This window comes from Streptomyces sp. NEAU-sy36 (assembly GCF_013423905.1).
GTDB lineage: Bacteria > Actinomycetota > Actinomycetes > Streptomycetales > Streptomycetaceae > Streptomyces > Streptomyces misionensis.
The window spans coordinates 5,810,851-5,823,797 of the sequence record NZ_CP058977.1; the positions used below are offsets into that span (position 1 = coordinate 5,810,851).

At 71.9% G+C, this 12,947-nt stretch carries 9 protein-coding genes and 1 pseudogene; 3 read left to right on the forward strand and 7 right to left on the reverse strand.

All coding sequences use genetic code 11. The annotated features are described in order from the left end of the window. Positions 1–292: 292 nt before the first annotated feature. Positions 293–1,351 (forward strand): glycoside hydrolase family 11 protein, encoded by a 1,059-nt coding sequence (locus HZZ00_RS25435; protein ID WP_180328633.1) that lies wholly within the window; start codon positions 293–295, stop codon positions 1,349–1,351. 156 nt (positions 1,352–1,507) lie between these two features. Here HZZ00_RS25435 and HZZ00_RS25440 read toward each other — a convergent pair whose 3' ends face one another. From HZZ00_RS25440 to HZZ00_RS25455, 4 genes are all read right to left on the reverse strand, one after another. Then, entirely contained in the window at positions 1,508–2,227 is a 720-nt protein-coding gene (locus tag HZZ00_RS25440; protein ID WP_180328634.1) for a methyltransferase domain-containing protein, read from the reverse strand. 95 nt (positions 2,228–2,322) lie between these two features. Next, positions 2,323–4,854, reverse strand: a complete 2,532-nt coding sequence (locus HZZ00_RS25445; RefSeq protein WP_180328635.1) for a SpoIIE family protein phosphatase — start codon at positions 4,852–4,854, stop codon at positions 2,323–2,325. A 151-nt stretch (positions 4,855–5,005) separates the two neighbouring features. Next, positions 5,006–7,435 (reverse strand): MFS transporter, encoded by a 2,430-nt coding sequence (locus HZZ00_RS25450; protein WP_374028484.1) that lies wholly within the window; start codon positions 7,433–7,435, stop codon positions 5,006–5,008. 184 nt (positions 7,436–7,619) lie between these two features. Next, positions 7,620–8,063, reverse strand: coding sequence for an SRPBCC family protein (locus HZZ00_RS25455; RefSeq protein WP_070022769.1), 444 nt, complete (start codon positions 8,061–8,063; stop codon positions 7,620–7,622). Positions 8,064–8,223: 160 nt separating this feature from the next. Here HZZ00_RS25455 and HZZ00_RS25460 point away from each other — a divergent pair. Both HZZ00_RS25460 and HZZ00_RS25465 read left to right on the forward strand, forming a co-directional pair. Then, positions 8,224–8,346, forward strand: a pseudogene (locus HZZ00_RS25460) (radical SAM protein); the annotation flags it as partial. Positions 8,347–8,924: 578 nt separating this feature from the next. Next, complete coding sequence (locus HZZ00_RS25465; protein ID WP_180328636.1) at positions 8,925–9,800, forward strand: SDR family oxidoreductase; 876 nt, start codon at positions 8,925–8,927, stop codon at positions 9,798–9,800. An 86-nt stretch (positions 9,801–9,886) separates the two neighbouring features. Here the strand turns inward: HZZ00_RS25465 and HZZ00_RS25470 are convergent, their stop codons facing one another. The 3 genes from HZZ00_RS25470 to HZZ00_RS25480 form a co-directional block, all read right to left on the reverse strand. Then, positions 9,887–10,852: an alpha/beta hydrolase gene (locus tag HZZ00_RS25470; protein WP_180328637.1), complete on the reverse strand. Its 966-nt coding sequence runs from the start codon at positions 10,850–10,852 to the stop codon at positions 9,887–9,889. Between the two features lie 120 nt (positions 10,853–10,972). Then, positions 10,973–11,815 carry an SDR family oxidoreductase gene (locus HZZ00_RS25475; protein ID WP_180328638.1) on the reverse strand — a complete coding sequence of 281 codons (843 nt, stop codon included), beginning with the start codon at positions 11,813–11,815 and terminating at the stop codon, positions 10,973–10,975. A gap of 477 nt (positions 11,816–12,292) precedes the next feature. After that, complete coding sequence (locus tag HZZ00_RS25480) at positions 12,293–12,928, reverse strand: TetR family transcriptional regulator (protein WP_180328639.1); 636 nt, start codon at positions 12,926–12,928, stop codon at positions 12,293–12,295. Positions 12,929–12,947 lie beyond the last annotated feature (19 nt).

Sequence of the window (12,947 nt, forward strand, 5' to 3'; positions counted from 1 at the left end):
TCGCCACACCGAAACGGCACTCTGACCAGCAGGTTCGATTTTGCCGGTGAAATCACCGAACAGAAAGATTTCGAAACTTCTACCGAAACTGTTGACACCCACCGGCCGCCGTCCAGACTGTTCGGCATCGCCGGTGCCCGCCGTCGGCGGTCCGGGCCGCACGCCGGTCCGGTTCCCGGCACAGCGCCCGGCGGCCGTACGTGTCATGACCCTGTCACTGCTCAGGCGGTGACGGCCCGGGGACCTGACGCACAGCAGGCCCTCCACACCCGCACAGGGAGGAAACACCCCCATGAGTACGCTGATCCACGGGATGCGCCGCAGACGCGGCCTCGTGGCTGTCGTCCGAGGGCTCGTCGCCGCCGCGGCGGCGGCCGTGCTCGCCTTCGCGCTGCCCGGCGCCGCGCAGGCCGACACGACCATCACCTCGAACAGCACCGGTACCAACAACGGCTACTTCTACTCGTTCTGGGAGCAGTCCAGCGGGGCCACGATGACCCTGGGGTCGGGCAGCAACTACAGCCTGACCTGGAACTCGGCCGCGCAGAACGTCGTCGCCGGCACCGGCTGGAACCCGGGCAACAGCAACACCGTCTCGTACTCGGGCACGTGGAACTGCAACGGCAACTGCTACCTGTCGCTGTACGGCTGGACCACCAACCCGCTGATCGAGTGGTACATCGTCGACAACTACGGCAACTACAACCCCAGTTCGGGCGCCACCAAGCTGGGCTCGGTCAGCAGTGACGGCAGCACGTACGACCTGTACAAGACGACCCGCGTCAACGCGCCGTCCATCGAGGGCACCGCGACGTTCGACCAGTACTGGGCGGTCCGCCAGGCCAAGCGCACCGGCGGCACCATCACCGTCTCGAACATCTTCAACGCCTGGAAGAACCTCGGCCTCAACCTCGGCACCCCGAACTACGAGATCCTGGCCACCGAGGGCTACCAGAGCAGCGGCAGCTCCAACATCACCGTCACCAGCGGCGGCAGCAGCGGCGGTGGCGGCGGCACCACCCCGCCTCCCAGCGGCGGCGGCAGCGGCAGCGCCTGCTCCGCGACCTTCACCAACTCCTCCGACTGGGGCTCCGGCTTCACCGGCTCGGTGGCGGTCAAGAACACCGGCTCCTCCAGCATCAACGGCTGGACCGTCAAGCTGACGTTCCCCGGCAACCAGACGGTCACCAGCCTCTGGAACGGCAGCTACACCCAGTCCGGCAACACGGTCACCGTGACGAACGCGAGCAACAACGGCTCGCTGGCCGCCGGCGCCGGCACCTCCTTCGGGTTCAACGCCGGCTACTCGGGCGGCAACGGCGCTCCGACGGTGTCCTGCACCGCCGGCTGAACCGGCCCCGACCGACCGGCCACCGCCGCGACCTCGCCGCGGTGGCCGGCCTCGCCCGACAGGAGGGCGCGGGCGGGCGACGTACGCCTCGGCACCGTCGCCGGCCCCGCACCCCGCACCCCGCTCCCTGATCCGGCCTGATCCAAACGAAAGACCCTAGCTGCCCGCGAGCACGAACCAGCGGGCCGGCAGGTCGATCCGGGTGCCGTCGGTGAGGTGTTCGGTCTGCGGGAGGACGGTGTCGCCCTCCGCGAGGACGGTCATGCCCGCCTCGGCGAGCAGCCGCGGGATCTCGGCGTCGTCGGCGTCGGCCGGCTTGAGCCGGTGGTGGAAGACCCGCTGGAGCTTGGGCGGCGGGCCGGAGGGCTCGGCCGCGGCGCGGCCCAGGACCTCGCGCGAGGCCGAGGTCAGCTCGACGACGAAGGCGCGGCCCTCACTGCCGATGAGCGTGGCGACGGCGGCGGCGACCGCGGGACGCGCGGCGGGCTCGCTCTGGTGGATGACGGCCCGCATGTAGACGTTGGTGTCGCCGAGCCGGTCGTGCAGGGCCTTGACCGCGTCGCTGTCGGTCAGGTCGAGCTGCTCGAACTCCACGGGCGCGTCCCCCGCGGCGCGCCGGGCGTGTGCCACGGCGGCGTGCGACAGATCGACGCCCACGGCACGGGCGAACCGGGTGGCGAGATAACGGGTCTGCGTACCGTTGCCGCAGCCCAGGTCGACTATGGTGCGCGCCGGGTCCGCGTGCGGCAGGAGCAGCGCGCTGTGCGGCTCGGCGGTCAGCGAGGGGTCCGAGTCCCAGATCGCCTCTCCGGGAGCGTCGGAGGTCTCACTCCAGTAACTCTCCCAGTTGTCACGGTAGTTGTCCGAAACGTTCATGCGCTTCTCCCACGATCGGTTGCGTGATCGGGATATCGCGCGGAGCGGGCCACGGGCAAGGGCCCGGTGGCCGCCTTCACCGGACGTACCGGCGTTCAACGGCTCCCCGTGACCGCCTGTTCGAACCAGACCGTCTTGCGGTGCCCGGTGGCGCTGGCGCCCCACTCGCGGGCCAGCCTGCTGACCACGCGCAGTCCGCGGCCCGACTCGTCGAGGGGGCCCGCGGCGATCATGTCGGGCAGGTCGGGGGCGTCGTCGGTGACCTCGAACAGCAGCGCGTCGGTGCGCACCACCTTCAGCCCGACGCGACCGCCCTCCGCGTGCCGTACGGCATTGGTGACCACCTCGCTCACCAGCAGCTCGGCGGTCTCCACGGCCTCCGGCAGACCCCAGGCGCGCAGCTGCTCGCGGACCAGCCGGCGGGCCCGGCCGACCTCGCGGGGCTCCGCCTCCAGCCGCCACTCGGCGACATGGCCGGCGGGGATGCCGTTGAGGCGGGCCATGAGCAGGGCGACGTCGTCCTTGCGGCCGCCGCGGGTGTTGAGGGCGCGGATGATGGTGTCGCAGGCGTCGTCCATGGAGGCCGCGGGGTGCGCGGCGGACTCGCAGAGCGCGGCGAGGCCCTCGCCGATGTCCGAGCCGCGCACCTCGACCAGGCCGTCGGTGCACAGCACCAGCCGGTCCCCTGGCGACACCCGCACCCGGGCGGCCTCGAAGGGGACGCCGCCGACGCCGATGGGCGCGCCGGTGGGCAGGTCGAGGAGTTCGCTGCTGCCGTCCTCGGCCCGGACCAGCACCGGCGGGATGTGTCCCGCGTTGGCGAGGGTGACCTCGCCGCGGATCGGGTCGTAGACCGCGTACAGACAGGTGGCGAGGTAGTTGTCGCCGAGCCGGCGGGCCAGGTCGTCCAGGTTGCGCAGGAGCTGGGCGGGCGGGGTCTGCATCGCGGCCATGGTCTGCACGGCGGTGCGCAACTGGCCCATCATGGCAGCCGAGTTGAGGCCGTGCCCCATGACGTCGCCGACGACGAGGGCGGTGCGGGAACCGGGCAGTTTGACGGTGTCGAACCAGTCGCCGCCGATCCGGCCGAGCCGGGTGCCGGGCAGATAGCGGGTGGCGACGTCGCAGCCGGCCGTCCTCGGGGCGACCTGCGGGAGCATGCTGTCCTGGAGGGTGTCGGCGACGTTCTCCTGGTAGGTGTACATGCGCGCGTTGTCGAGGACGAGGCCGGCCCGGGCGGCCAGTTCGGCGCCGGTGGTGCGGTCCATGTCGTCGAAGGCGGGACGGTCGGGGCGGCGGATCAGCACCATGAAGCCGAGCACGACATTGCGCGCCTTGAGCGGCACGATCAGCAGGGAGCGGCCGTTGATCAGCGGGCGCAGATCGCGCTTCTCGAACTGGCCGGAGATGCGGTCGCCCATCTCGTCGGTGACCCGGGGGATGAGGACCGGTTCGCCGGTGACCATGCACTGGTAGAACGGGGTGTGTTCGGGGAAGGCGAAGGCCTCGCCGACCGGCACGGTGTCGTCCCAGCGGCCGGGTTCGTCGTTGTGCTCGACCCAGACGCGGAACATCACGGTGCTGGCGTCGGGCGGGCCGTCCGGGAAGCCCTCGCCCGCGAGGACGGCGGCGCGCAGATGGGTGCCGGCGAAGTCGGCGAACCGGGGCACGGCGGCACTGGTGACCTCGCGGATGGTCTCGCCGAGGTCGAGGGAGGAGCCGATGCGGGAGCTGACCTCGTTGAGGAATTCGAGGCGTTCGCGGACGGCGGCGTATTCGAGGTCCTGCTCGGCGCCGGGCGGTACGGCGGGCACGGGGGCGGTGCGCTGGCGCGGTACGAGGGTTTCGGCGGCGTCGGCGGGGACGCGGCCGGGGCGCCGGGGCACGCCCCAGTACGGGGTCACCGGGACCCGCTCGCACTGGCTGAACTCCAGCACGGGATAACCGAGTTCGAGCATCTGGGAGACGATGCGGCCGCTGGTCCCCGGGCCCATGTTGGGCAGGATCTCCGGCAGCCGCCGTTCGAGTTCGTCGAAGGCGGGCAGTTCGGTGTGGCGGGCGAAGCCGGGCGCGACGCGTTCGGCGGTCTCGTCGTCGTGGCCGCGCTCCTCGCGCAGCCGGGTGGCGTCGGCGGCGAGCACCAGCAGCCGGGCGGGGCCGGGGCCGATCAGCGGGTAGGCCCACCACAGCACGTCGAGCCGCTCGCCGTCCGCCCGGTCCTCGTCGTCCGGTGTCCGCCGGGGCGGGGCGAGGCGGGCGCGGCCGGCGGTGGCGTAGGAGGTCCCACCGCCGAGGGAGACCTCCAGGTCGGGACCGAGCTCGTCGTCGGGCGAAGGGCCGTACGCGGCGGCGCCGTTCGGCTCGCCGTCGGACGCCGCCGGGCAGGCGTCCGGCGTGGAGCCGCCCTGGAGGTGGTCGGGCAGGGCCCCGGTGACCGGCAGCAGATCAGCCGCGGGGCGGCCCACGGCGTCCTGCCGGCCCACGCCGAACAACCGCCGTGCCCCACTGCTCCAGTGGGACACCAGGCCGTCACGGTCGACGACGATCACCGCAAGCGGAATCCGGCCCGCAGCGGTGTCGCCGGCGCCGCGCCCGGGAGCTGTGTCCCGCTCGCTGCCACGGTCCATGGCCCAGGCCCCTTCTCCCCACGGCTTTCGCAAACGATCTGTGCCGCCGGCCACTACGGTACGGCGGCGGCCGGTGGCGATGTGTGGCAATCCGGGAATTGGTTTACCTGATCGCATCGGCCCCCGCCCCGGTGCCACCGCGGGCGCCGCCTCAGTCCTCGTGTCCCAGCTGGAGATCCCGTTCCGTGCGGCCACCACCCGCGACCTGCAAGACCGTGGCGACCGGCGGGTAACCCGCGGCGATCACCGTGTACTCGCCGGAGGACAGGTCCACGAACCGGAAGGCGCCGTCCGGTCCGGTGGTGAGGGTGTCCACCACATTGCCCGCGGCATCCAGAAGGGTGACCCGGGCGTCCTCCACGGGCCGTCCCCCGGTCGCCCGCACGACGCCGCGCAGCACGGCGCCGCCGGCGAGCTCGACGTCCTGCCGGGTCTCCCGGGCGGCCTGCACGCTGACCGGGAGCGCGGCCGGGCGGAAGGCGGGGGCGCTGGCGGCGAGGGTGTACTCCCCCGCGACCAACTCGGTGATGACATAGCCCCCTTCGCGGCCGCTGCGGGTGGTGGCGACCACCTCGCCGTGCACATTGGTGAGGGTGACGGTGGCGTCCCGCACCGGGCTGCCGTCGGCGGTGAGCACACTGCCGGCGAGGCGTCCGGCGCCGCCGAGGACGACGTCGAGTTCGACGGGGCGTTCGCCGACGGTGACCGAGACGGCCTGCGGCTGGTGCCCCCCGGCGGCGGCGATCAGGACGTACGACCCGGAGCCGGGCGTGCTCAGCGCGTACCGCCCGTCGTCGCCGCTCGCGCCCCGGCCGATCTGCTGTCCGGTGACGTCGATGAGGGTGAGCGCCGCGCGGGGCACCACGGTGCCGTCGGGGTGCTGCACGGTGCCGCACACCGGGATTCCGGCGGCGTACGGGGAACGCGCCTGCGGGATGTGGGGGTTGGGGCCCTGGGGGTCGGTTTCGGCGGTGTGGTGGGACACCAGTGGTTTCTCCTTGAGGAAGAAGGCGGCGAGGAGACCGAGGACGAGCACCGGGACGAGGTACAGGAAGACCCGGGGCATGGCGTCGGCGTAGGCGCGGACGTAGGCGTCGCGCAGCGCCGGGGGCAGGGCGTGCACGAGCTGCGGGGTGAGGGACTCGGGGTCGGGCAGCCGGGCGCCGGCGCCCGGGGGCAGCTCCCTGCGCAGCGCGTCGGCGAGCCGGTTGGCGAACAGGGTGCCGAAGACGGCGGCGCCGACGCTGCCGCCGATCTGCCGGAAGTAGTTGTTGGCGCTGGTCGCGGTGCCGAGGTCGGCGGGCCGCACCGAGTTCTGCACGGCGAGGACCAGAACGGGCATCACCAGGCCGATGCCGGCGCCGAGTACGGCCATCCAGAGGCTGTAGTGCAGCCGGGGCGTCCCGGCGTCGAGGCGGGACAGCAGCCACATCCCGGCCACGGAGACGGCGCCGCCGAGCACCGGGTAGATCCGGTAGCGGCCGGTGTGGCTGATGAGCTGACCGGAGAGCAGGGACGTCGCGACGATGCCCGCGGTCATGGGCAGCATCAGCAGTCCTGAGCCGGTGGCGCTGGCCCCGTCGACCATCTGGAGGAAGGTGGGCAGATAGCTGGCGGCGCCGAACAGCCCTACGCCGATGACGGCGCCGACCAGGCCGGTGACGTTGAAGACGGAGTCACGGAACAGCCGGAGCGGGATGAGGGGTTCGACGGCGAAGTGCTCGACGACGAGGAAGAGCACGACGGTGGCGAGCGCCCCCGCGCCGAGGACGAGGATCTGCCGCGAGCCCCACGCGTACTCGGTACCGCCCCAACTGGTCAGCAGCACCAGGCAGGTGGAGGCGGCGGCGAGCAGCAGGGCGCCCAACACGTCGAAGCGGCCGCGGACTTCGGGCTTGGGGAGTTTGAGCACGACGGCGACGACGGCGAGGGTGACCAGGCCGAAGGGCACGTTGACGTAGAAGCACCAGCGCCAGGAGAGGTGGTCGGTGAAGTAGCCGCCGAGCAGGGGTCCGGCGACCGAGGCGAGGCCGAAGGCGGCGCCGATCAGGCCCATGTAGCGGCCACGCTGCCGGGGCGGCACGATGTCGGCGATGATCGCCTGGACGCCGATCATCAGGCCGCCGGCGCCGACGCCCTGGAGGGCGCGGAAGGCGATCAGCTGGTCCATGCTCTGCGCGCGTCCGGCGAGCGCGGAGCCGACGACGAAGACGGCGATGGCGAACTGGAAGACGCCTTTGCGGCCGACGAGGTCGCCGAGCTTGCCGTACAGCGGCAGGCCGATGGTGGAGGTGAGCAGGTAGGCGGTGATCGCCCAGGACATCCGGTCCAGGCCGTGCAGTTCGCCGACCACCTTGGGCAGGGCGGTGGCCACGATCATCTGGTCGAGGGCGGCCAGCAGCATCGCCAGCATCAGCCCGAGGACGACCAGCCGCACCCGGCGCGGGCTGAGCGGGCCGGCCGGCGGCGGGGCCGCGGGGCCGGCCGCCGGGGGCTCCTCCCGCACCTCCTCGGCCGGTTCCTTCCGGGCATCCGGGAGCAGCACGAGCGTGTCGTGATCCACCAGAGTCGTCCCGCCCACGTTCCGCTCCCCTCGCGCCACCTTCGCGGCTGTCGTACCCGTGCAATTTCTCGCGCGAGGCGACAACTACGAACAACCGTGGTGGGTTACGGGGCGGTTCCCGGTGGGCGCCAGTTCCACTCGAACCGGTGAAGGGAAGCCCCGCGAAGGCGCACAACTCCCCTTCGCGGGGCGGGGTTTGGTGCTACTTCTCGACCTCGGTGGCGAGCCGGGCGAGCACGGCGTCGTAGATGCGGCCGAGCCCCTTGGGGGCGAAGGTGCGCTCGAAGAAGCCGCCGATGCCGCCGGCGCCCTGCCAGGTGGTGGTGACGACGACGCGGGCCCTGCCCTCGCCGGCGGGGGTGACGCGCCAGGTGGTGACCATGGACGAGTTGCGGTCCTTCTCGACCAGCTCGCCGTCGGTGGGCTCGGTGACCTCCAGCAGGCAGTCGCGTACCCGCTTGCTGGTGGCCTGGAGCTTCCAGTGGACGAGGGTGCCCTCACCGTCGCCGCCCTCGCGCACCTCGTACTCGCTGAACTGCTCGGGCAGCAGCTTGCGCCGCGTGCCGCGGTAGTCGGCGAGGGCGTCGAGCACCTTCTCCGCGTCCGCCGCGACGACCCGCTCCGTAGTGGCCTCGACCTGCGCCATTGCGTTCCTCCAGGACCTGATTGCTCGGGGTTGGGAAAAGCCAACCACTCCGGCGCCCGGCCCCCCAAATCGGGGGCCGCGATCGGGGGTCGCGGCCCGCCCGGCGCCTCGCTCCGCACGATCACGGGAACGTATGTTCTATTGTGTGGGCGAGTGCCACCGAGGAGGCGTCATGCGCGAGGTCCGGGCGCGCTCGGTGCTCAACCGGGTGCCGGGCGCCTCGCGGATGCCGTTCGAATGGACGGTGAACCCCTACCGGGGCTGCTCCCACGCGTGCGTGTACTTCACGGCATGACCCTAGTGAGCCCGGGAGGGCCGATGCTCAGCACTGCGAACGCGGACAAGGCCTGGAAAGGCATGACGAGGTCGTTCCCGACCCCGGAGGCGCCAGGCCGGCATGCCGCCCCGAGCAAGACGGAGAGGACGGCTTACGCCGTGCTGCTGCATGGACCGGCTACGCACCCAGGCGGCGCCGACGCGAGTCAATGGCTGCTGCTGCGCGACCGCACAGCGAAGCGCCTGTAACCGACGCCGGCAGCGGTCACACTTCCGGAACACGTCAGTCGCCCAGGACCAGTCGGCGCCCCGGGCAACCCGGCGCAGCGAGCGCGGCCTCCGCCGGAGGCGAACCGGACAAGCTCGGCAGCCACGCCGAAGCGACGTGCGGACCCGTCCGGAACGGGTGAATTGGAGAAGATGTCCGGCCCGGCGGACCGACGTCATACTCGGCAAAACGCGCGAACGGCGGGTGAGATGGCCGGTTTCAGCCGCGCTCGGCGGTTTCGCGTCCTCGGCTGCAGGAGCACGGTGGGGTCAGTGTGCCGGACGAGACAGGCGGCGTGGAACACCGGAGGAGACAGCATGAACTGGCCTGCAGGCGAAGCGGCGTTCGTCACCGGCGCGGCCTCAGGAATCGGCCTCGGTATCAGCCGGGCCCTCGTCGCCGCAGGCGCGAAGGTCGCCCTCGCCGACATCGACGGCGAGCGCCTGGCCGACGCGGCCAGGGAACTGACCGACGCCGGTGGCACGGTGACGACCGTAAAAATCGACGTCAGCGACGCCGACAGTTGGCAGACGGCGGCCGACAGCGCCGAGGCGGCCATCGGGCCCATCTCGATCCTGGTCAACAACGCCGGTGTCAACGGCGGCGGCACGGTCGAGCAGACGCCGCTCAAGGTATGGCGTTGGGTGCAGTCCATCAACACCGACGGCCCCTACCTCGGCACGTCCACCTTCCTGCCCCGCTTCAAGCAGCGCGGCGGACGCGCCCACATCCTGAACACGGCGTCCATGGCCGGCCTCGTCCCCATGGCGAACGTGGCCCCGTACGTCACCTCCAAGTTCGCCTGCGTCGGCTTCTCCCTGGCACTGCGCGAGGACCTCAAGGGCACGGACGTCTCCGTCTCCGTGCTCACGCCCGGCTCGGTCGCGACCCGGCTCGGCAGCACCGCCCCCGAGGCCGAGGCGAAGCTGCTTGGCCGCGAGGTGGCCAAGCACATCGTCGAGGCCAACAGCGCGATGCTGGCGCAGGGCGCCGACCCGGACCGCGTCGGCGAGCAGGTCGTCGACGCGCTGCGCGACCGCCAGTTCCTCATCGTCACCCACCGCGACTTCGAACCGCTCGTCACCCGTCTGCACCGTGAGATCGAGCGGACGTTCCACGACTTCGACGACCGCCACGGCCAGGACCCGGCCGCCCGCATGATGCTCGCGGGCGGAAACCCCGCCACGTCCTGACCCCGTCCCCGTGTGCCCCCGCCGTCCAGACCGGCGGGGGCACATGGCACCTCGTCAAGTCTCCGGCCGCCTGAGACAGGGGCGGCTCAGCTGTCCAGTATGCGTGCTACCCAAGCGTTGCGTGCGCTGACGGCGGCCTGCGCGATCGCGGTGTGCGGTGCGACCATGTCGAATCCGTGGAAGCCGCCGGGCCAGACGTGCAGTTCCGCCTGGCCGCCGTCCCGCCACAGGGCTGCCGCGAAGGCGACGTCCTCGTCCCTGAAGACCTCGGCGGAGCCGACTTCGATGTAGGCGGGCGGGAGCCCGGACAGGTCCTCGGCCCGCGCGGGCGCCGCGTAGATGGAGACGTCCTCGGTTCCGCGGCGGTCGCCGAGGAGGGCGGTCCAGCCCATGAGGTTGCTGCCGCGGTCCCACAGGCCGATGCCGTCGAACTGGGCCGAGGAGGCGGTCCGGTCCCGGTCGTCGAGCATCGGATACATGAGGACCTGGCCGGCCAGGGCCGGTCCCTTCCGGTCGCGGGCGAGCAGGGCGGTGCCCGCGGCGAGTCCGCCGCCCGCGCTGGGGCCGGCGATGATCAGCCGGTCCGGGTCGATGCCGAGCTCGTGTGCGTGCTCGGCCGTCCACTTCAGTCCGGCGTAGCAGTCCTCGACCGGGTAGGGGTCCGGGTGTTCGGGGGCGAGCCGGTACTCGACGGTGACCAGGACGGCGTCGTGCTCCAGCACCCAGGGGACGCACTGGGCGAGGGCCGCGAACCGGTTGCCCGTGACCATCCCGCCGCCGTGCGTGTTGTAGATCCCCGGTCCGGTCCCCTGGTGGTCGCGCCGGGCGATCACGGAGACCGTGATGTCATCTCCCCTGAACCCTGGGATGGTGACGTCGCGCCTGGTCAGCCCTTCGGCTGCGAGCTGTTCATCCGTTGTGTCCGCCAGGTCGGCCTCGCGTAGCCGCGGGATCATCTCGGCGGTCATGGTCGGAGGGAATTGGTCGGCCAGCGCGGCGAGCACGGCCTCCAGCTCCGGGTCGTACGGGGGTCGGGGAGGGCGCACCGGCATGGTGTCCCCTTTCTCTGGACTTTCTCTGGAGCCGCGTGCGTGCGGCTGGGAATCGTGGAATGGCTCGGGTCGTGACGGGGTCTGCGGGTCGGGCACCCGGACGGGGACCCGACCGCGGGATCAGCGGGCGGCTTCCGGTCGCAGCACCTTGTCCACCGGGTCGACGCCACCGAGGATCATCCGCACGGACGGATCGGGGCCGTGCCGGTCGTCCGTCTCCCGGAGGGCCTGCTCGATCTCGCGGTGCAACTCCGTGACGATCGGCGCGAAGTCGGGGTGGGTCGGAATGAAGAACCGCCCGGCCTCCATCGCCTCGACCACCTGCTCGCCGACACGGTCCGGGTCCGCGCCGGCCGGGTGCTCGCTCGTCGTCCCGGCCGCGGTCATTCCGGTGGCCACGGTGCCCGGGCACAGAACGGAGACACGGACGCCGGTGTCCCTCAGCTCCTCGCGCAGTGCCAGGGACAGGCCGACACTGGCGAACTTCGAAGCGGAGTACGCTCCCACCCCCGGCACCGGTATCAGACCGCCCATCGACGCGGTGTTGAGAATGTGCGCACGGCCGCCCCGCTCCAGGAACCGGGGCAGGAAGACCGACGTCCCGAGGAACTGGCCGTCGACGTTCACCCTGAAGTGGCGGCGCCAGTTCTCGAACGTCGTCTCGGTCAATGGCGCGGCGCTGATGACGCCGGCGTTGTTGACGAGGATCGAGACCGGCCCGAGGGCGGCCTCGGCGCGGTCGGCGGCGTCGGTCCAGCGGTCCTCGGCGCTGACGTCGAGCCCGATCGCGACCGCCGACCCACCCGCGGCACCGAGTTCCGCGGCGGCCGCCGCGAGCTTGTCCCCGTCCAGGTCGACGAGAGCGACCTTGGCACCGCGGGCGACGAGTGCCCGCGCGATGCCCAGGCCGATACCCGAGGCCGCTCCGGTCACGAAGGCGGATTCTCCACTGGGCCAAGTCATGGTGGCTCCCAACTGCGAGGGGGTAGTGCGCGTACCGGGCCACTGTCGCCGCCTGCGGTCGGCCGGCGACACCGCCGACCGCGGCGGATCTCGTGCGGTCCACCCGCCGAGCGCGCGCCTGCCGGGAACAGGACCGGTCGCAGGCGTAGGCAGAGGCGCCGCCCAGGCAGGACGACGGCGATCACGGTGACGAAACGGGGCGCCAGGTCGCGGGCACGTGAGCCACGGAGCGCCAGGCCACCCCCGATGGAGCGTGGCGCGCGTCGCCCGCCCGACGTCGGCCTCTACGTCTTGCGTGTGCGCCGGATGCCGGCGCCGAAGGCCGCGAAGGGGCACGCGGGCACCAACCGAAGAGGCGGACGGGCGGCAGGAAGCCGACGGCGAAGAAGACGGTGCCGCTGCCGCACACCTGGGCTCCTGCCCGGCCTGCGTCTGGGACAGCGAGTCTTCGAGCCGGCCTGGCTCGAAGGAGAGACCTCAGCCGCCCGACTGCCCGGTCCGAGGTTCCCGCGTCATCGCGCCGGAGGCCGCGGCGAGCGCGCGGGCGGCTTCGATCACTGTCTCGCGGCGGCGGGCCAGCGCGGCCCGGTCGGTCTCCTCGTCCAGGACGATGCGGCACATCCTGGGCACCGCGAAGTTCCAGGAGATCAATCCCATGATGGTGAACAGCAGGTCCTGCGCGGCGCGCAGGCGCGCGTTCTCTGGAAGACGGCGCATCATCCCACCGTCGACGAGCTCTTGGACCTTTTCCCGGAACTGGGCACGGCGTTCCGGCTCGCACTCGTCGAGCTGGTCACCGACGTCCAGGGCCTCCCACAGCAGCAGTCTGAGCATCTGCGGATGCTCCTGATACAGGTCGAAGAGCTCCCCGACCGACTCGGCCACCGCGTCCGGTTTGATCACGACGGAGGAGCAGGCCTCCTCGAGTTTCGCCTGCAGGACGCGGGCGAAGAGCTTCTCCTTGTTCCCGTAGTAGAGGTAGATGGCCTGCTTGTTGGCCTTCGCGGCCGTCGCGATCCGATCGATCCGGGCCCCCGCGAGGCCGTGCTCGGCGAACTCGGCAGTGGCGGCGGCGAAGATCCGCCGTCTGGTGTCGTCACTGTCGTATGCCATGGCACCAATTAAACCATCC

Excerpts from the sequence above, each read along its gene's own strand:
- HZZ00_RS25435 (WP_180328633.1), top strand. The coding sequence starts at position 293 with ATGAGTACGCTGATCCACGGGATGCGCCGCAGACGCGGCCTCGTGGCT.
- HZZ00_RS25465 (WP_180328636.1), top strand. The coding sequence starts at position 8,925 with ATGAACTGGCCTGCAGGCGAAGCGGCGTTCGTCACCGGCGCGGCCTCA.
- HZZ00_RS25440 (WP_180328634.1), bottom strand. The coding sequence starts at position 2,227 with ATGAACGTTTCGGACAACTACCGTGACAACTGGGAGAGTTACTGGAGT.
- HZZ00_RS25470 (WP_180328637.1), bottom strand. The coding sequence starts at position 10,852 with ATGCCGGTGCGCCCTCCCCGACCCCCGTACGACCCGGAGCTGGAGGCC.
- HZZ00_RS25480 (WP_180328639.1), bottom strand. The coding sequence starts at position 12,928 with ATGGCATACGACAGTGACGACACCAGACGGCGGATCTTCGCCGCCGCC.
- HZZ00_RS25475 (WP_180328638.1), bottom strand. The coding sequence starts at position 11,815 with ATGACTTGGCCCAGTGGAGAATCCGCCTTCGTGACCGGAGCGGCCTCG.
- HZZ00_RS25455 (WP_070022769.1), bottom strand. The coding sequence starts at position 8,063 with ATGGCGCAGGTCGAGGCCACTACGGAGCGGGTCGTCGCGGCGGACGCG.
- HZZ00_RS25445 (WP_180328635.1), bottom strand. The coding sequence starts at position 4,854 with ATGGACCGTGGCAGCGAGCGGGACACAGCTCCCGGGCGCGGCGCCGGC.